This window comes from Streptomyces sp. NPDC052040 (assembly GCF_044548405.1).
Lineage (GTDB): Bacteria > Actinomycetota > Actinomycetes > Streptomycetales > Streptomycetaceae > Streptomyces.
The window spans coordinates 32,385-50,052 of record NZ_JBIUBV010000021.1 but is presented as its reverse complement, the minus strand read 5'-3'; the positions used below and the strand labels follow the sequence as shown (position 1 = coordinate 50,052).

The following is a 17,668-nucleotide window of genomic DNA, read 5'->3' as shown; positions in this document are numbered from 1 at the left end:
TTGCAAGGAGCTTTCCATACGCCGTACGGTAACAATTCCATACAGCGTATGTTTCCTGCTGCGCCGCGGCATCGGCCGACGCCCATGCCCGCCGTTGCCCGCCCCTGCCCGCCCTGCCCGGCCCGAAGGAGCACGTCATGACCACACCCCCCACCCGCGATCCGCGCAGCACCCTGCCCCCCGGCGGCATCCCGGCCCTCGGCCACCCGCCGCGGATCCCCGACACCCACCCCGTCGCGTACTTCGGCGAACTCTCCGAACAGTTCCCCGAGGGCATCTTCAGCGTGGACATCGCCGGGCAGCAGAACGTCTTCGTCTACGACCCCGATCTGGTCACCGAGGTGTGCGACGAGACCCGCTTCGGCAAGCCGATCCTGGCGCCGCTGACCCATGTCCGCGACTGCACGGGGGCGGGCCTGTTCACGGCCGGTGACGAGGAGGAGGTCTGGGGCATGGCACACCGGATCCTCATGCCGGCCTTCGGCCAGCGGGCCATGAAGGGCTACTTCGGGCAGATGCTGGAGGTCGCCCAGAACCTGGTGGGCAAGTGGGAGGGCGAGCAGGGGCGGCCGGTGAACATCACCGACGACTGCACCCGGCTCACCCTGGACACCATCGCCCTGTCGGGCTTCGGCCACCGGTTCGACTCCTTCGCCGCGGGGGAACTCCATCCTTTTCTCCAGGCGTTGCTGGAGGCGCTGGTGGAATCCATGCGGCGCACCCAGGAGCTGCCGTCGACGACCGCGGAGCGCGGGGACGACGACCGGCGGTACCGCGCGAACATCCGCCTGATGCGGGATCTGGTCGAGCGGGTGATCGCGGAGCGCCGCCGGGGAAGGAGCGGCGGCGAGGACGATCTGCTGGGGCTGATGCTCCGGGCCACCGACCCGGAGACGGGCAGGCCCCTGGACGACGAGAACGTCCGCGACCAGGTGGTCACCTTTCTGATCGCCGGTCACGAGACCACCAGCGGCCTGCTGTCCTTCGCCGTGTACTCGCTGATGCGCAACCCGCATGTGCTGGCCCGGGCATACGCCGAGGTCGACCGGATGCTGCCGGGCGACACCGTGCCCGACTACGACACCCTCATGAAGCTGGACGTCATTCCGCGGATCCTGGAGGAGACCCTGCGTCTGTGGGCCCCCATTCCGCAGATCATGAAGGCGCCGCTGGAGGACACCGTCATCGGCGGCCGCTACGAGCTGAAGCGGGGCACCAAGACGAACCTGCTGATGGGCCCGCTGCACACGCACCCCGCGGCATGGGACCGCCCGCACGAGTTCGACATCGACCGCTGGCTGCCGGAGAACCGGGCCCGCCACCACGCGCACGCCTACAAGCCCTTCGGCAACGGCCGACGCGCCTGTATCGGACGCCAGTTCGCCCTTACCGAGGCCCGTCTGGCTCTCGCCCTGATCCTTCAGAAGTTCCGGTTCTCCGACACCGCCGACTACCGGATGGACGTACGGGAGGCGCTGACGCGCAAGCCCGGCGACTTCGAACTGGTCGTGCGCCGCCGCCAGGAGCATGAGCGGACGGTCTTCGCCCCCGCCGAGACGGGGACAGAGCCCGATGCCGACAGCACCGGGCAGCGGGCCGCGGTCAGCGGCGCAGGGGTGCCCCTGACCGTCGCCCACGGCTCCAGCCTGGGTTCCTGCGAGGACCTCGCCCGCGCGATCGCCGACCGCGGTGAGCGCTCCGGGTTCGACACCACCCTGATGAGCCTGGACGAGCTGGGCGACGGCCTGCCCGCCGAGGGACTCCTCGTCGTCGTCGCCGCCAGCTACAACGGCAGGGCGCCCGACAACGCGCGGCGGTTCGACGACCTGCTCACCACCGGGCTGCCCGAGGGCTCCTTGCAGCGTGTGCGGTTCGCGCTGCTGGGCGCAGGCAACAGCCAGTGGGTGACGACCTATCAGGCCTTTCCCCTGCGCATCGAGGAGGGCCTGCTGGGCGCCGGTGCCACCCCGGTGGTCGGGCGCGGCACCGCCGACGCCGCCGGTGACTTCGACGGCATGGCCACCCGCTGGACGGACACCCTGTGGGCGGGCCTGGCCGAGGAGTACGCGGCCGACACCTCCGACGACGGGGAGCCCCGCTACCAAGTGCGGCTGCTGACCGAGGCGGAGGTGCGGCCCGGGATCGTCTCCGAGCAGGCGTATCCGCTGACCGTGGTGGCCAACGAGGAACTCGTGGGCGATCCGGCCGGGCTGTGGGACTTCGGCATCGAACCGCCACGCCCGTCCGCGAAGTCGCTGACCCTCCGGCTCCCGGAGGGTGTCACCTACGGCACCGGCAACCACCTCGCCCTCTTCGCCAAGAACGAGCGGCCGTTGGTGGACCGCGCGCTCGGGCGGTTCGGTCTCGCGCGCGACCAGGTGCTCCGGCTCGACCGGCCCGGCGGGGGCAGGACACACCTTCCGGTCGGCACCCCCCTCACCGCCGGGCTGCTGTTCACCGAGTTTCTGGAACTCCAGGACGTGGCCACCCGGTCCCAGATACGGACCCTGGCCGAGCACACCCGGTGTCCCTGGACCAGGCCGCAGCTCCAGGCGTTCACGGCCGACACCGAGGAGGCCGAGGAGCGCTACCGGACGGAGATCCTCGGCAGGCGGGTCTCCGTGCTGTGCCTGCTGGAACGCTTCCCGGCGGTCGAACTGCCCCTCGCGCGCTTCCTGGAGACGACGGGGCCCATCCGGCCCCGCTTCTACTCCGCCTCCTCCAGCCCGCTGGCCGACCCGCGCCAGGTGCGCCTGACCGTCGGCCTCCTGGAAGGGCCCGCGCTGTCCGGCGACGGACAGTACCGCGGCGTGTGCTCTTCCTACCTCGCGGGCCTTGCGCCCGGAGACGTGGTCTTCGGCTATGTCCGGGTGCCCTCCCCGGCGTTCGCGCCCCCGGCCGACCCCGGCACACCGCTGATCCTCATCGGCCCCGGCACCGGCATCGCCCCGCTGCGGGGCTTCCTGGAAGAACGCGCCCGACAGCACGGGAACGGCACCGCCGTCGGACTGTCCCAGGTCTTCGTCGGCTGTCGGCACCCGGAGCACGACTACTTCTACCGCCAGGAGATGCGGGACTGGGAGCAGGCCGCCATCGCCCGGGTCCACACCGCCTTCTCGGCGGTCCCGGGCCACCCCACCCGGTTCGTCCAGGACGCCGTCACCGCCGCCTCCGCCACCGTGTGGGAGGCGCTGGAGAACGGCGCGTACGTCTATGTCTGCGGCGACGGCCGCCGGATGGCGCCCGCCGTGCGCAAGGCCCTTGTCGCGGTCCACCGCCGCCACACCGGCAGCGACGACGCAACCGCTCAGCAGTGGCTCGCACAGCTCGAAGCCGATGAGCGCTACCAGCAGGACGTCTTCGCCTGACACGGCCGTCAGCAGCCGCCGTTCACTGGGCGGCGCGGGGTTGCCGCGCCACCCCGTGGGTGGACCGTTGCCGCCCGGCCCGCCATCGAGCCTGCACGGCAGTCCCGGAACCGGGCCAGGAACCGCGCCCCGATGAGCAGTTGACGGGACGGGGGGCCGTTCACCTGCCGGGATGCCGTGGCGCGTGACACCGGGGCGGGACGGGAGGAGGCGGTGCGCGCGGCGGGCAGCGGACCGCCCCGGCGCGGCCGTGGGGCGAGCGCCGGGAAAACAGATCTTCAAGCCGCGGACCGGAGCACCCAGGAGAGGGATACTGGGCACGGGTGGCCTGACGCGAGTGGGGTGGACATGTCGCGTTGGAACGAAGTACCGGACTCTCTCGACGAGCCGGGGCGGCAGCTGGTGATCCAGCTGCGCCGACTCAAGGACCGCAGTGGTCTGAGCCTGATGTCGTTGCAGTCCAGGACCGGTTGCAGCAGGTCCTCCTGGAAGCGCTATCTCAACGGGCAGGCGCTGCCGCCGCGGCAGGCGGTGAAGGAGCTGGCGCGGGCGGCGAACGTGGAACCGACCCAGCTGCTGGTCCTGCACGACGTGGCCGGGGAGTCCTGGCGGAGAGCCGCCGAGGAACCGGCGGCCGCGGACGGAACGGCGCCGGGCGGCCCCCTGCGGAGGGGGCCGAGGGGCCTGCGCCGGGCGGTGCCGGTCGGTGTCTTCGCGGCCGCGGTCCTCGGCGCGCTGCTCATCGGTCTGCTGGTCGTGGCGCCCTGGATGGACGACGAGAGCGGCGGATCGGGCCCGGTGGGGGCGGCACACACGATGGCCGATCCGTCCGGGCAGAGCTTCGCCTACGCACCCGGCAGGACCTACCCCTGCACGGTCAGAAGGGAGAAGGGACTGCTCTACGCGGGCTACAGCAGCACCCGCAGCGCCGTTCTCTCCCAGTCCGGCTGGGAGGTCGTGGAGGCCCAGTGCCTGCTGCGCCACCGGGGCTTCGATCCGGGCGGCGCGGACGGTGTCTACGGGGAGAACACCACCCGGGCCGTGAAGCGGCTCCAGCAGCGGGCGGGCCTTCCCGCCGACGGCATCGTGGGCCCCCACACCTGGCAGGTGCTGCGGGGATGAGCGGGCCCCAGCCGGGTGCGGGCGCGCCCGCATGCGCCCGGCTGGCCGGGGAGTTGCGCGGCCTCCGGGCACGGACCGGCCTGAGTCTGGCTGAGCTGGCCGCGCGCAGCCCGTACAGCACGTCCTCCTGGGAGCGTTACCTGAGCGGCAGGCAACTCCCGCCGCGCGAGGCCGTCGTGGCCCTGTGCACGCTGGCGGCCGAGCCACCGGAACGTCTGACGGCGCTGTGGGAGCCGGCCGACCTGGAGGGGACCGGCCGCGCCCGGAGCGCGACACGCCCCGCGTCTCCCCTGTCGGCGGCACGGCCCGGCACCGGTGACGTCCGCGACCGCACCCCGCCCGACGGGGCGGACACCCCGCACCGCACCTGGGCGCTCATCGCCGCCGCCTGCGCGGCAGGTGTCCTGGCAGCAGTGGGGGGCGTCGCCGCGTGGGCCCATGAAGCCACCGGGGATCCCGTCGTACGGGCCACCAGCACGGCACCGCCCGCCCCCGGCTGCACGGCTGAGGACCCCGGCCTCATGGGCCGCGGCACGCCCGGAGAAGCCCGGGCGCTCGGCCCGGCGCAGCGCACGTCCACCGGTGCACGGCCGGAGATCCGGTACAACCCGCGGTGCGCCGCCGCCTGGGCCCGGCTGTGGCACGCCCGCATCGGGGACGCCCTCGACATCGCGGCCCCCGGCGGGGGACCCCAACGCGCCGCCGTCGCCGACAGGTACGTGCTTCGAACCGGCGGGCGGTGCGCGCGGGGAGTGCTTCCGCCGGTGACCGCGCGGGGGACACAGGTCAGCCGTCGGGCACGAAACCGCTGAGCCCCCTCCGGGCGGAGGGGGCTCAGCGGTTCGTACGGGTTGTCGGCCCGGGGAGGCTACGACCGGCAGATCACGTACACCACCGTGTTGTCGCCGCCGCCCGTCGCGCTCGAAAGCTGGGACTGGAACCCGGTGGGGGGCGAGCCGACCGGGCGGGAGCCACCGGGCAGTGCCGCGAGCCGCCCATTCGCCGTGGTGACGTCGTAGGCACCGCCGCCCGTGGCGAACGTGCCCGCCGGACAGACGACCGTGTTGAACACACCGGCGGCCTGCGGTCCGGCGAGGGTGTTGGACACCACGACGCTCTGGGATCCGTTCGCACCGCTGGTCCCCTGTGATCCCTGAGACCCGGTGGAGCCCTGCGGACCGGCCGTCCCCTGCACTCCCTGGGAGCCCTGGGCACCGGTCGTACCCTGTGCCCCATTGGCGCCCTGAGCGCCCGCGGCTCCCTGGGAGCCCGTCGCACCCTGGGAGCCCGTCGCACCCTGGGTACCGGTCGCACCCTGGGTGCCCTGCGAGCCCTGGAAGCCCTGGGTGCCCTGGGTGCCGGTCGTGCCCTGGGCACCCGTGGAGCCCTGCGGCCCGTTGCCCCCCTGGGCGCCGACCGCTCCCTGGACACCCTGGGAGCCCTGAGAACCGGTGGCGCCCTGCGTACCCGCGGCTCCCTGGGAGCCCGTCGCACCCTGGACGCCGGATGTGCCCTGGAAGCCCTGCGGGCCGTTGACGCCCGTCGCGCCCTGGAAGCCCTGCGTCCCCTGGGTGCCCGCGGCGCCCTGGGTCCCGGCCACGCCCTGAACACCCTGGGAGCCCTGGGAACCCGTGGAGCCCTGGGTGCCGGTCGCGCCCTGGGTACCCATCGCGCCCTGGGAGCCCTGCGGGCCGGTACCGCCCTGGCTGCCCGAGATGCCCTGGAAGCCCTGGGCCCCCTGCACACCCGTGTCACCCGTGAGACCCGTGGCGCCCTGCGCACCTGTCCCACCCTGGGCACCGGTCGTGCCCTGGAAGCCCTGCGACCCCTGGTTACCGTCCGAGCCCTGCGCGCCCGTGGCACCCGTCGCGCCCGTCCCGCCCTGGGCACCCGTGGTGCCCTGGAAGCCCTGCGACCAGGGCACTCGCGACCGACAGAAGACCGACGGTCTTGAGGCGAGCCCTGCGAAGTGAAGTCCTCATGCGCGAAATTCTCCTGTACCATAATTAGGAAAAATGCCGAGCTGGAGTGTTCATATACGGAACACAATCGCACCGTTCCGCCATGAAATGTCAATATCGAGGCATGGCGGGATTCGTGCGAACACCACCGATATGCGTCCCCCGAATGTCACCCAGCCAGCCCGCTTCCCCGTGGTCAGCCCGGTTCAGTGCTACTTTCAGAGCCGCACCCGGCCGCCCGGATTAGCAGCCAGCAACAAATCCGTGACCATCACAAAAAGCCATCATCGCGCTATTTGCCGCGCATTCCGCGGCACGGCTCCCCAGCCGCTTTCAACCGTACGGTCAGACGTATTCCGGAGGCCGGCAGGAATTCTCCCGGTCCGGGCCGGACCCGTCGGCGCCCCCGTACTGCCCCAGCGGGGCCCCGGCGGCGGCCGGACGCCGTACGACGCACCCGGTGTCCCTCTGACAGCGGAACGACGGCCGTGTCTGACGCCCGCCTGATCCCCGAACGGTCAAGTTCTCGGCACCATCTGAACAGCGACTGTCCACAGGCCGTACCACCCAGCAGTTCCAGGCAATTCCGTGGAAGGGAAAGTCAGCATGACCAGCGAATCGCTCCACCCCGTCTCGGGACCGGGCCGCCGCACGATGGTGGCGGCGGTCGGCGCGACGGGACTCGCCGTCGCGCTGACCGCGTGCGGGGGATCGAAGGACACCTCCTCCCGTGCCACCGGCACACCGATGGACCCCGCCGCCACCGGCGGAAGCAGCAGCACACCCTCCGGCGACGGCAGTACGGGCGGCGACAGCGCCGTGAGCGGTTCCGGCGGCACGGTCCTGGCCAAGACCTCGGACATCCCCGAGGGCGGCGGCAAGGTCTTCAGCGAGCAGGGCGTGGTGGTCACCCAGCCGTCCGCGGGCACCTTCAAGGCGTTCTCGTCCAAGTGCACCCACCAGGGCTGCGCCGTGAAGGACGTGTCGGACGGCATGATCATCTGCCCGTGCCACGACAGCGAGTTCTCCGCGACCGACGGCAGCGTGCAGAAAGGTCCGGCGCGGCAGGCGCTCCCCGCCGCGAAGATCATGGTGTCCGGGAGCGACATCAAGCTCGTCTGACCGGCCGCCCGCTTCAGTCCCGCGTCCCGCGGCGCCGGGGGTCGAGGGCGGCCAGCACCTCGTCCGTGGTCGCGACCGTGGCGACCAGAGCGAGGGTGTTGCGGACCATCGCAAGGGTGTAGTCGGGAGGCACCCCGGCGATGGCGTCCGTGGGCACCACCACGGTGTAGCCGCGGTTGACGGCGTCGAAGACCGTGTTGGGGACGGCCACATTGGCCGAGACCCCGGCGACGATCAGGGTGCGGCAGCCGAGGTTGCGCAGCAGCGTGTCCACCTCGGTGCCGGTCAGCGGCGACAGCCCGTGCAGTCTGCGTACGACGAAGTCCTCCTCCGCCACCTCGATCGGCGGCGCGACACGGACCGCCGTGGTGCCGGAGAGCTGTCGCACCGGGAGCCGCTCGGCCGCGCGGAAGAGGCGGGCGTTGCGGTTCGCGCCCCGGCCGTCGGGGCGACGCTCGGCGATCGCGTGGATCACCTGGACCCCGCCCCGGTGGGCGGCCTCGACCAGCAGGGCCACCCGGGTCAGCATGCCCGAGGAGCGCGCCTGCCGGGCCAGTTCGGGCAGCGCGCCGTCCGGGCCCACGACACCCTGCTGGCACTCGACGGTGAGCAGGACCGTGCTCTGCGGGTCGAGGAGTGCGCTGAGCTGTTCGTACGACGGCATGGCTCCCCCGGGCGTCGGCGGTCGGGCGGGCGAGGGTAGCGGCGGGCGCGGGCGAACGGAAGAAGGACGGCTCTTGCAGGCAGGCCGGGGACGTCCCATTCTTTTCTGACGTGATGTCAGAGGATCTCTCTGGCACGACGTGGGAGAAGAAGAGGGGGACCGTATGGCGGCCGACACTCAGCGCCGGGGCCGGAAGATCATGATGACGCCCGTCGAACTGGACGCGTTTCTCGCCGCCCAGCGCACCTGCCGGGTGGCGACCGTCTCGGCCGACGGCACTCCGCATGTGAGTGCCCTGTGGTTCGCCTGGGACGGCGCCTCACTGTGGCTGTACTCCGTGGTGCGCAGCAGGCGCTGGACCGATCTGCGGCGCAATCCGCGGGTCGCGGTGGTGGTGGACACGGGCGAGGAGTACGAGCAGCTGAGAGGCGCCGAGCTGTCCGGCACGATGGATTTCGTGGGCGAGAGCCCCCGCACCGGGGAGCTGCACGCCGAACTGGACCTGCCCGAGACCCTGTTCGCCCGCAAGTACTTCGGGCTGGAGGAGATGCCGTACGACGGCCGCCACGCCTGGCTGCGCCTGACCCCGGCGAAGGTCGTCTCCTGGGACTTCCGCAAGCTGGGGGTGGAGCGGGCCGCCTGAAGGGCCCTCGGTGCCGGGTTCGCCTCTCGGGTCGGGGGCCGGCCCCGGAGCGGCGGTGGGAAGCGGAACGCCGCGGCTGAGCGGAACCGGCCCCGCTCTCAGACGCCCTCCACGGCCTCCTGGACCGCGGCACCGGATGCCTGCCCGGTCCGGAGTGCGCCCTTGCGGCGCGGGAGCAGCAGCGGGGTGGCCAGCAGGAGGACCCCGGCGCCCGCGATCGCGGCACGGGGGCCGACGGCGGCGGCAAGCAGGCCCCACCCGGCGGTCATGGCCGCGATCGAGGCGCTACTGCTCACCGACCAGGAGGACAGGGTGCGGGCCAGTCGGTCCGGGGCGGTGTGCTCCATCCGGTAGGTGGCCAGAAGGGGGTTGAACACCCCGCAGCAGGTCACCAGGCCGAACTGGAGGACGATGACCAGGGCGATCCCGGGGACGCCGGGCGGCACGAACGCCAGCCCGACCGACCAGCAGGCGCGCAGCACCCCGGAGGTCAGGAGCACCCGGTGCTGCCCGTACCGCGCCGCCAGCGGGCGCGCCAGGCGGGAGCCGACGAAACCGCCGACGCAGGGGGCCGCGAACGCCAGGCCGTACTGCCAGGGTGCGAGGCCGAGGCGGCCCAGCAGGAGGACGGCGAGCAGGGGTTCGGAGGCCATGATCAGGCCGTTGACCGCGAGGGTGTTGAAGAACAGCGGGCGCAGCAGGGGGTGGGCGAGGATGTGCCGCCATCCCGCGAGCAGATCCCCCGCGCGCAGCCGCGGTGTGCCGGTGCCGGGAGGGTGCGGTTCCGTTCCGCCGACGGCGCGGAGGCCCAGCGCCGAGAGCAGATAGCTGGCCGCGTCGGCGACCACGGTGGCGACCGGTCCGAACAGCCCGATCGCCGCTCCGCCGAGCGGTGGCCCGATCACGGTCGCGCTCCAGGTCGTGGATTCGAAGCGGCTGTTGGCCACGAGCAGGTCCGCCGGTTCCACCAGCGACTTCAGATAGGCGCCGCAGGCCGCCTTGAAGGTGATGTCGGCCGCGGCGGTGACCACGGAGACGACGAGGAGCTGGGCGAAGCCGAGGCGTCCGAACGCGAAGGCGGCGGGCACGCTCAGCAGCACCGCGCACCGGGTCAGATCCGCGGCGATCATGACCGGCCGCTTGCGGCGGAACTCCATCCAGGGGCCGAGCGGCACCGCGAGCACGGCCCCCACGGCCCGCCCCGCCGCCGCCAGCGCGGCCACCTGGGCCGGACCGGAGTGCAGCACCAGGACCGCGATCAGGGGGAACGCGCCGAACCCGAGCCCGGTGCCGTACGCGCTGACCGCGTACGCCCCCCAGAGCCACCCGAAGCGCCGCCCGAGCGCCCGCCCACCCGCCATTGCCCTGTGCACCCCGCGACCGAATCCGTACCGTCCTGCTGCCGACCCCGGCATCCAAGCGAGTCGTGCGCACCGGATCAAACAACCGATCGGCCTCGACCTACAACCACCGGTTGTGTCGTTAGTATGCGCGACGTGGATCTGGACGCCGTACGCACCTTCGTGGCCGCCGCCGACGCGGGGCGGTTCCAGGACGCCGCGGCCGAGCTGTCGATCACCCAGCAGGCCGTCTCCAAGCGTGTCGCCGCGCTGGAGAGGAAGCTGGGCGTACGGCTGTTCACGCGCACCGCGCGGGGAGCGGTCCCGTCCGCCGACGGCCAGGCGTTCCTGCCGCACGCCCGCGCCCTGCTGCGCGCCGAGGAGCGGGCGCTCGCCTCCATCGGTCCCGGCCGCCGCGCGCTGCGGGTGGATGTGATCGGCCGACGGCTCGGGCCCGCCGCCGTGCTGCGCGACTTCCACCGGGCCCACCCCGGGGCGGACCTCGACGTGGTGACCTTCCCGGACGCCGACACGGCCGTGGACGCCGTGCGCTCCGGCACCGTGGACGCGTCCTTCCGCGCCGTCACCATGCCCGGCCGACGGCTGCCGGGCGAGGTGGGCGCCGTCCGGGCCTTCGACGAACCGGTGCAGCTGCTCACCGGACCGTCCCACCCGCTGGCCGCCGCCCGCGCGGTCACCCCCGCCGAGCTGGCCGGGCACCGCCTCTGGATGCCGGGGCTCGTCACCGGCACCGAGTCGGCCGCCTACTACGACGCCCTGGCCGCCGCGTTCGGACTCACCATCGAGATCACCGGCCCCGACTTCGGCGCCGAACCCCTGCTGGACGCCCTCGCCGGGTCAGCGTCCCTGGCCACCTTCGTCGGCGACCGCACCCGGCTGGTCTGGCCCGTCGACCACGATCTGCGCCGTATCCCGCTGCGCGATCCGGAGCCGGTCTACCCGCACTCACTGCTGTGGCACCGCGCCAACCCCCACCCGGCACTCACCGCACTCCGCGCCCACCTCCACTCCGCGCACCCCGCCCGCACGGACACCGGGACCTGGGTACCTGCCTGGGCCCGGTGACCGGGACACGGCAGCGACGGTGAACGCACCTTCCGGATCCGGATCCGGCCGCTAGACGTAGCTGCGCGCCGGACCCGGGCCGCGCGCCGAGGCGACCGCGTCCGCCAGGGGGCCGGTCTCGTCCTCCGTCAGCCCCGAGACGGTGATCCGGATGCCCGGTGGCGCGCTCATCCGGTAGCGGGCGCCGGGGGCGACGGCCCAGCCCGCGTGCAGCAGCCTCGCCACCACGGCGGTCTCGTCCGGCACCGGAACCCATACGTTCATACCGCTGACCCCATGAGCCTCCACCCCGCGTGCCGCCAGCGCGGTGAGCAGCCCGTCGCGGCGTCTTCCGTACGCCGCCGCGACCGCCCCCGCGTCCACCGCGCCGTCGGACCACAGCCGCACCAGGGCCCGCTGGAGGAGGCGGCTCACCCAGCCGGGCCCCAGCCGCTGCCGCCCCCGGACCCGGTCCACGGTGACGCCGTCGCCGGTGAGCACGGCGAGTCGCAGATCGGGGCCGTACGCCTTGGCGGCCGAGCGGACGAAGGCCCAGTGCCGGGTGACCCCGGCGAGCGAGTGCAGGGGCACATCGACGATCCCGTGGCCGTGGTCGTCCTCGATCAGCAGGGTCCCGGGATGATCGCTCAGCACCGCGCGCAGGGCGTGCGCCCGCGCGGCGCTCACCGCGGCGCCGGTCGGGTTCTGCGCGCGGTCCGTGACGATGAGCGCCCGCGCCCCGGCGCGCAGCGCGTCGCGCAGACCGTCCGGGAGCGGTCCCTCGTCGTCGACGGGGACGGGGGCCGTGCGCAGCCCGAGCGCGGGGACCAGGTCGAGGGTCCTGCCCCAGCCCGGGTCCTCGACGGCGACCGTGTCCCCGGGCCTGAGATGGGCGGTGAGCACCCGTTCCACGGCGTCCAGGGATCCGGAGACCACGGCGAGCGGTCCGTCGGGGACTCCGTCGGCGTGGAGCGCGGCCCGGGCCAGGCGGGCGAGTTCCGGGTCCACGGCGACATCTCCGTAGAGGACCGGCGCCCGGTCGCCCCGGGCCGCGGCGGCCGCGAACGCCCGCTCCAGCGAGGGCAGCAGCGCGGGGTCGGGGTTGCCGTGCGACACATCGCGCACCCCGTCGGGCACCTCCACATGGATGTGGTCCCGGCCCGTCGTGGCCGGAACGGACCGCACCCGGCTGCCCCGGCGCCCCGCGGTCTCGATGACCCCGCGCTCACGCAGCACCCGGTACGCGGCGGCGACGGTGTTGGGATTCACCCCCAGCTCGTCCGCCAACTTCCGCAGCGGCGGGAGCAGTTGCCCCGGCTCCAGCCCTCCGGCGCCCACCGCGCGCTCGATGCCGGCCGCGATCTCTGCTGCACCCCGGCCTTCGATCAGATATTCTCCTAGCACAAACACCATTATGCACTAGTGCAATCAGGAGCACCCATGCGAGGGACCGGGCAGCCGACGCCAGCACGCGCCGATCACGCGGACTACCCGCCGACCGACCGCACCGTCCCCACCCGCTCCGCGGAGCGGGCCTCCTACGACCGGGAGTTGGTGCACGCGATCCTCGACGAGGGATACGTCTGCCATCTCGGCTTCGTCCGCGACGGCGCGCCCGTGGTGCTGCCCACGCTGTACGGGCGGGTCGGCGAGCGGCTCTATGTCCACGGCTCGACGGGGTCGCGCCCGCTGCGCATGTCGGGCGGGAGCGACGAGGGGCTCAGGGTCTGTCTCACGGTGACGCATGTGGACGGTCTGGTCCTGGCCCGCTCGGCCTTCCACCACTCGGTCAACTACCGGTCGGTGGTGGTGCACGGCATCGCCCGCCAGGTGACCGACCCCGAGGAGCGGCGCACCGCCCTGGACGCCCTGGTCGACCATGTGGTGCCGGGCCGCTCGGCGGACTCCCGCCCGGCCAACAAGAAGGAGCTGGCCGCCACCGCCGTGATCAGGCTCGACCTGGACGAGGTCTCCGCCAAGGTGCGCACGGGCGGAGTGGACGACGAGCCCGAGGACCTCGCGCTTGCGCACTGGGCGGGTGTGGTCCCGGTCCACAGGACGTACGGCGCCCCGCAGCCCGACGGGGACCTCCCGCCCGGCGTCGCGCTGCCGGACTATCTGACGGCGCTGTGATGCTGATCCACCCCTGGGACGCACCCCGCGAGGACGCCGAGTGGCACACCTGGTCCGTTGACTGCACTAACTCCTTGATCGGTTCGACGGGGGTGCTGCGTCTCGGGAGAGTTCCGGTGTGCATGAAGCTCCTTCGATTCATCGAGACCTGATTGACGGGCGGGCTCAACTGCCCCGCGTGGGTGCGGTGGTGGCGGGTATGACGCCGTCATTGCCGTGGTACGTCGTGGATGCCGCTGACCGGGAGATCCAGCCGGTCAGCAGCTATCTGCGGGACCTGACGCTCGGCGACGTCAGTCCGCTCACCTGCCGCAGCTATGGCTACGACTTGCTGCGCTGGTACCGGGTGCTCTGGGCCCTGGACGTCGGCTGGGAACAGGCCACGGAGGCAGAGGTCGCCGCGCTCGTGGGGTGGCTCCGCTGCGCCCGGAACCCCCAGCGGAAGCGTCGGCCGGGAAGCCTCCCGGCCGGGTCGGTCAACCCGCAGACCGGGAAACCGACGCTGCGGCCGGGGTATGCGCCGGCGACGATCGCCCACAACCTGTCGGCGGTCTACGGCTTCTACTCCTTTCACCAGCCCTTCGGCCGTGGTCCAGCGGTCAATCCCGTGCCGGAGAACCGGGCTCGCCGGGCGGCGTTGGCTCACCGGTCGCCGATCGAGGCCCGTGCCCAGCACCGTCGTGGCCGTCTGCGGCCGAAGGTTCCGCTCCGGCAGCCGCGGGCGATGCCCGATCAGCAGTGGGACAAGTTGTTCGCGCAGATGAACTGCGCCCGGGATCGCGCCCTGTTGTCCTGCTACATCTCGTCGGGGGCACGGGCCTCGGAACTGCTCGGCGTCCAGCTCGGGGATGTCGAGTGGCAGAAGGGCCAGCTCTGGGTGATCTCCAAGGGCACACGCGCCCGGCAGCCCGTTCCGCTCTCCCCGGAGTCCCTCGCTCACCTGGCCTGCTACCTCGACGAGGCCGGTCTGCCAGAGACTGACACGCCGCTTTGGCGAACCCGGCGAGGCGATCCACGGCCCTTGACCTACTGGGCAGCCCGCCGCGTCATCCAGCGCGCCGACGAGAGAATCGGAGCGAGCTGGACGCTGCATGACCTGCGGCACACCGCCGCCACCCGGCTCGCTCGCGACCCGAAGCTGACGCTGGTGGAAGTTCAGTCGATCCTGCGCCACGCGCATATCACCACCACCAGCCTCTACACCGCGGTCCGCCTGGACGACCTGGTCGACAAGCTCGCCGAGCACTACGCCCGGCCCGTCCAGCCGGTGACATGGCCGCAGCAGTACGCCGCCGACGACATCGAGGCGGTGTTCGGTGCCGGGAAGTAAGGTCGGCGACAGCCTGCGCACGAAGGGCGACACCACCAGCCGAGTACGGCGGCACGATCCCGACACTCAGGTGCCGGTCGGCCAGTTCACACCGACCGCGATCAAGCCCGCGCCGCCTCCGGCGCCCCGCAGACCGCCCCGCTCGCTGGGCGAGCTGGGCAGCGCGCCGGTGAACGAAGTCGCTGCCGTCAGCGCCCGCCACTTCGCCGCCCGGCCTGGTGTCGAGTGGAGCCATCGCCGGGACATGACCGACTTCCTGCTGCAGCTCGAACGATTCCCCGGGGCCACCTGGCAGGAGCGCTGGGAGGCGTCCGGGTTCGATGAGGGCGGTCGGCCCATCAGTGACCTCGGTGGCGACGATGCACGAGCCCGCAACCGGGTCAATGCGGGAGGGGGCCGCGCCTTTGCGATGCGGCTGATCCGCCCCACGCTGCTGGGCTTCCGCTCCAACCGCTTCTACAACTACCCGGCCTGGTTCCGCAGCGTCGCCGACGACCCCCTGCTGGAGGAGTTCTGCCGACGCGTGGAGGAAATGTCGGTCTCCAAGAACAGCAAGAACACGGCGAAGTTCGATCTGTGCTGCGCGCTGACCGTCTTCGGCATCGACCTGGCGGACCTGACCCCCGAGGCCCTGCTGCACTACGCGGTCGAATGCCGCTCCCACGGCCTGGCCGACTCCCGACCGCGCTCGGGCACCTTCGCTGCCACGCTGGCCTGGCCTGTCCTCCACGACATGGGTGTGTTCCCGGCGTCCGCACCGCGCACCCTGCGGGCCGCAGTGACCCGCGGGCAGTTGACCATCGAGGAGATCGTCGACCGACACCAGCTGCGCAACCGCGCTGTCCGTGACCTGCTGGTGGACTACCTCCAGCGACGCTGCGTGGGAATCGACTACTCCTCGGTGCGAGGAATCGCCAGCAACCTGGTCAAGAACTTCTGGAAGATCATCGAGGACATCAACCCCGGTCAGGCCGATCTGCGGCTGAGCGAGGAGACTTTCACTGCTTGGAAAGAGCGGCTGCTGGTTCTGCCCAACGGCAAGCCGCGCCTCGATGTTGACAGCCCCCTGCTCGCAGTCCGCTCCCTCTACCTGGACATGCAGTCCTGGGCGATCTCCGAACCGGAACGCTGGTCCCAGTGGGTCGCCCCCTGCCCGATCCGCGACAACGACCTGCGCTGGTTCCACCTGCGCCGTCGGCGTCTGCAGGAACGCATGGCCAACCGCACCCGCGACCGCCAGCCGCTGCTGCCGGTCCTGAGCAGGCACGTCAACGACTCCTGGCAACAGGCTCGTGCACTGCTCGAAGCCGCCGAGTCGGTTACTCCCGGCGAGGAATTCACCCACGACGGAGACACCTGGCTGAAGGTCGCCCACACTCAAAACCGCCACCAAGGGCCGGTGCGAGCCGTCAACCGCACCACTGGCGAGTTGGTACGCGTCTCGCACCGGGAGAACCTGGCCTTCTGGCAGTGGGCCGTTGTTGAGACGCTTCGGCTGGCCGGCCTGCGCGCCGAGGAACTGGCCGAACTCACCCACCTCAGCGTCCGCCAATACCAGCGGCCCAGCGGCGAGGTCGTCGCACTGCTCGTGATCACACCCTCGAAAACCGACCGCGAGCGCGTCATCCCGATGTCCGCCGAGCTGTTCCACGTGATCGCCCAGATCATCCGGCGCCACCGCGATGTCCACGGCACCGTTCCCATCTGTGCTCGCTACGACCTGAACGAGAAGGTGTGGAGCGAGGACATGCCGTTCCTGTTCCAGACTCGGCACAGCGGCAGCCAGCGCGGCATGTCGTCCACCACCGTCTGGCGAGTCATCCGCCGCGCCTGCGAGGAACTCGCCGTCACTCGCCCCGAGTTCGAAAACGTGAAGTTCGCGCCCCACGACTTCCGTCGGCTCTTCGCCACCGAGCTGGTCAACAACGGCCTGCCGATCCACATCGGGGCCGCTCTGCTCGGGCATCTCGACATCCGAACCACGCGTGGCTACGTCGCTGTCTTCGAAGAAGACGTCATCACCCACTACCAGCAGTTCCTCGCGCAGCGCCGGTCCGTGCGCCCGGCGGAGGAGTACCGCGAACCCACCGCCGAGGAGTGGTCCGACTTCCAAGACCACTTCGACAAGCGGCGCGTCGAACTCGGCTCCTGCGGACGCCCCTACGGGACGCCCTGCGCCCACGAACACGCCTGCTTCTCTGAACTAAGGTCCAGCCTCTGAGTGAGGGACCGACGCTCGCATTCCGTTCATGGCGAGGTGCCCATTTCGCTTCCGCGGCGGTCTGCTGTCAGCCCCTCTTGTTATCGTCCCCGCCGTGACTTCAGCCGATCATGTACTCGACCTGATCCGGAGCAATCCGGATGTTTCCAACCTCCTTGAAGGCGTCCTCGACTTCGACATCTCGCGCGGTGATCACGGGGAGAACATCCGCCTGTCCTCGGGCGCTCCGCTGAAGGGTTTCGCTGGTGATGCTGCTGGTGGGACGTACTTCCTGTGCGGCGAACCCGGCGGCCGACAGCCCGTGGTGTATGCCAGCTCCGAGGGGCAGGCCGGCCTGATAGCTGACGACCTGACAGCGGCCTTGGAGATCATCATTGGTCTTCCCTGCTGGCACGACTGCCTGAAGTTCTCGGGTGGGGGCGATGTGGAGGCCATGCAGATTGCGGCAGGGCACCTAGAACGGGACCTTGCGGAGTACGAGCCCGACATTGATGAGCATCGCGCCCGTCTGGCCGACGCCTTGTCTCTCGACTTGACGTCCACAGCAGAACTGGTCTCAAAGCTCCGAGAAGCGGTTGCGAGAACCGAGCCCGATCATGTGCTGCTCGGCGACGAAGGGGAGGGCGACGCCTATGAGTCGCTGTTCGGAACCTTCCTGCCGAACGACAATCCGGGCTGGCGCTGACCAGCAACGTCATG

Annotated in this window: 14 protein-coding genes; 10 read left to right on the top strand and 4 right to left on the bottom strand. The window is 71.7% G+C overall.

What is annotated here, in order from left to right; translation table 11 throughout:
* Window positions 1-137 precede the first annotated feature (137 nt).
* The 3 genes from ACIHAA_RS29115 to ACIHAA_RS29105 all read left to right on the top strand — a co-directional run bounded on the left by ACIHAA_RS29115 (window position 138) and on the right by ACIHAA_RS29105 (window position 5,302).
* Window positions 138-3,368: a bifunctional cytochrome P450/NADPH--P450 reductase gene (locus ACIHAA_RS29115; protein ID WP_399822324.1), complete on the top strand. Its 3,231-nt coding sequence runs from the start codon at window positions 138-140 to the stop codon at window positions 3,366-3,368.
* A 348-nt stretch (window positions 3,369-3,716) separates the two neighbouring features.
* A complete protein-coding gene (locus ACIHAA_RS29110; protein WP_399822322.1) occupies window positions 3,717-4,490 on the top strand; it encodes a peptidoglycan-binding protein in 774 nt (257 codons plus the stop codon).
* The gene (locus ACIHAA_RS29105; protein WP_399822320.1) at window positions 4,487-5,302 is read left to right on the top strand and encodes a helix-turn-helix domain-containing protein; all 816 of its coding nucleotides are present in this window, start codon (window positions 4,487-4,489) and stop codon (window positions 5,300-5,302) included. Before ACIHAA_RS29110 ends, ACIHAA_RS29105 begins: the two co-directional genes overlap by 4 nt.
* 56 nt (window positions 5,303-5,358) lie before the next feature.
* Here the strand turns inward: ACIHAA_RS29105 and ACIHAA_RS29100 are convergent, their stop codons facing one another.
* The gene (locus ACIHAA_RS29100) at window positions 5,359-6,414 is read right to left on the bottom strand and encodes a collagen-like protein (RefSeq protein ID WP_399822318.1); all 1,056 of its coding nucleotides are present in this window, start codon (window positions 6,412-6,414) and stop codon (window positions 5,359-5,361) included.
* A gap of 643 nt (window positions 6,415-7,057) precedes the next feature.
* On the opposite strand from ACIHAA_RS29100, the gene ACIHAA_RS29095 reads away from it, so the two are divergent.
* Window positions 7,058-7,573 carry a Rieske 2Fe-2S domain-containing protein gene (locus tag ACIHAA_RS29095; protein ID WP_399822316.1) on the top strand — a complete coding sequence of 172 codons (516 nt, stop codon included), beginning with the start codon at window positions 7,058-7,060 and terminating at the stop codon, window positions 7,571-7,573.
* Window positions 7,574-7,586: 13 nt separating this feature from the next.
* Here ACIHAA_RS29095 and ACIHAA_RS29090 read toward each other — a convergent pair whose 3' ends face one another.
* Window positions 7,587-8,237, bottom strand: coding sequence for a cysteine hydrolase (locus ACIHAA_RS29090; protein WP_399822314.1), 651 nt, complete (start codon window positions 8,235-8,237; stop codon window positions 7,587-7,589).
* Between the two features lie 163 nt (window positions 8,238-8,400).
* On the opposite strand from ACIHAA_RS29090, the gene ACIHAA_RS29085 reads away from it, so the two are divergent.
* Entirely contained in the window at window positions 8,401-8,880 is a 480-nt protein-coding gene (locus ACIHAA_RS29085) for a pyridoxamine 5'-phosphate oxidase family protein (RefSeq protein ID WP_399822312.1), read from the top strand.
* Between the two features lie 98 nt (window positions 8,881-8,978).
* On the opposite strand, the gene ACIHAA_RS29080 is transcribed toward ACIHAA_RS29085, so the two are convergent.
* Window positions 8,979-10,241, bottom strand: coding sequence for an MFS transporter (locus ACIHAA_RS29080; RefSeq protein ID WP_399822310.1), 1,263 nt, complete (start codon window positions 10,239-10,241; stop codon window positions 8,979-8,981).
* 126 nt (window positions 10,242-10,367) lie between these two features.
* On the opposite strand from ACIHAA_RS29080, the gene ACIHAA_RS29075 reads away from it, so the two are divergent.
* Entirely contained in the window at window positions 10,368-11,306 is a 939-nt protein-coding gene (locus ACIHAA_RS29075) for a LysR family transcriptional regulator (RefSeq protein ID WP_399822309.1), read from the top strand.
* 51 nt (window positions 11,307-11,357) lie between these two features.
* Here the strand turns inward: ACIHAA_RS29075 and ACIHAA_RS29070 are convergent, their stop codons facing one another.
* Window positions 11,358-12,689, bottom strand: a complete 1,332-nt coding sequence (locus tag ACIHAA_RS29070) for an aminotransferase class I/II-fold pyridoxal phosphate-dependent enzyme (RefSeq protein WP_399822307.1) — start codon at window positions 12,687-12,689, stop codon at window positions 11,358-11,360.
* 36 nt (window positions 12,690-12,725) lie between these two features.
* On the opposite strand from ACIHAA_RS29070, the gene ACIHAA_RS29065 reads away from it, so the two are divergent.
* The 4 genes from ACIHAA_RS29065 (at window position 12,726) to ACIHAA_RS29050 (ending at window position 17,654) form a co-directional block, all read left to right on the top strand.
* Entirely contained in the window at window positions 12,726-13,418 is a 693-nt protein-coding gene (locus ACIHAA_RS29065; RefSeq protein ID WP_399822305.1) for a pyridoxamine 5'-phosphate oxidase family protein, read from the top strand.
* Between the two features lie 178 nt (window positions 13,419-13,596).
* Entirely contained in the window at window positions 13,597-14,748 is a 1,152-nt protein-coding gene (locus ACIHAA_RS29060) for a tyrosine-type recombinase/integrase (RefSeq protein WP_399822302.1), read from the top strand.
* Window positions 14,735-16,969 (top strand): tyrosine-type recombinase/integrase, encoded by a 2,235-nt coding sequence (locus ACIHAA_RS29055; RefSeq protein ID WP_399822300.1) that lies wholly within the window; start codon window positions 14,735-14,737, stop codon window positions 16,967-16,969. Before ACIHAA_RS29060 ends, ACIHAA_RS29055 begins: the two co-directional genes overlap by 14 nt.
* Before the next feature lie 94 nt (window positions 16,970-17,063).
* Window positions 17,064-17,654, top strand: a complete 591-nt coding sequence (locus ACIHAA_RS29050) for a hypothetical protein (RefSeq protein ID WP_399822298.1) — start codon at window positions 17,064-17,066, stop codon at window positions 17,652-17,654.
* Window positions 17,655-17,668: the final 14 nt, after the last annotated feature.

What these genes read in the sequence shown, in the direction of transcription:
- ACIHAA_RS29075 (WP_399822309.1), top strand. Translation starts at nt 10,368, where the DNA reads ATGCGCGACGTGGATCTGGACGCCGTACGCACCTTCGTGGCCGCCGCC.
- ACIHAA_RS29095 (WP_399822316.1), top strand. Translation starts at nt 7,058, where the DNA reads ATGACCAGCGAATCGCTCCACCCCGTCTCGGGACCGGGCCGCCGCACG.
- ACIHAA_RS29065 (WP_399822305.1), top strand. Translation starts at nt 12,726, where the DNA reads ATGCGAGGGACCGGGCAGCCGACGCCAGCACGCGCCGATCACGCGGAC.
- ACIHAA_RS29115 (WP_399822324.1), top strand. Translation starts at nt 138, where the DNA reads ATGACCACACCCCCCACCCGCGATCCGCGCAGCACCCTGCCCCCCGGC.
- ACIHAA_RS29090 (WP_399822314.1), bottom strand. Translation starts at nt 8,237, where the DNA reads ATGCCGTCGTACGAACAGCTCAGCGCACTCCTCGACCCGCAGAGCACG.
- ACIHAA_RS29085 (WP_399822312.1), top strand. Translation starts at nt 8,401, where the DNA reads ATGGCGGCCGACACTCAGCGCCGGGGCCGGAAGATCATGATGACGCCC.
- ACIHAA_RS29080 (WP_399822310.1), bottom strand. Translation starts at nt 10,241, where the DNA reads ATGGCGGGTGGGCGGGCGCTCGGGCGGCGCTTCGGGTGGCTCTGGGGG.
- ACIHAA_RS29105 (WP_399822320.1), top strand. Translation starts at nt 4,487, where the DNA reads ATGAGCGGGCCCCAGCCGGGTGCGGGCGCGCCCGCATGCGCCCGGCTG.
- ACIHAA_RS29110 (WP_399822322.1), top strand. Translation starts at nt 3,717, where the DNA reads ATGTCGCGTTGGAACGAAGTACCGGACTCTCTCGACGAGCCGGGGCGG.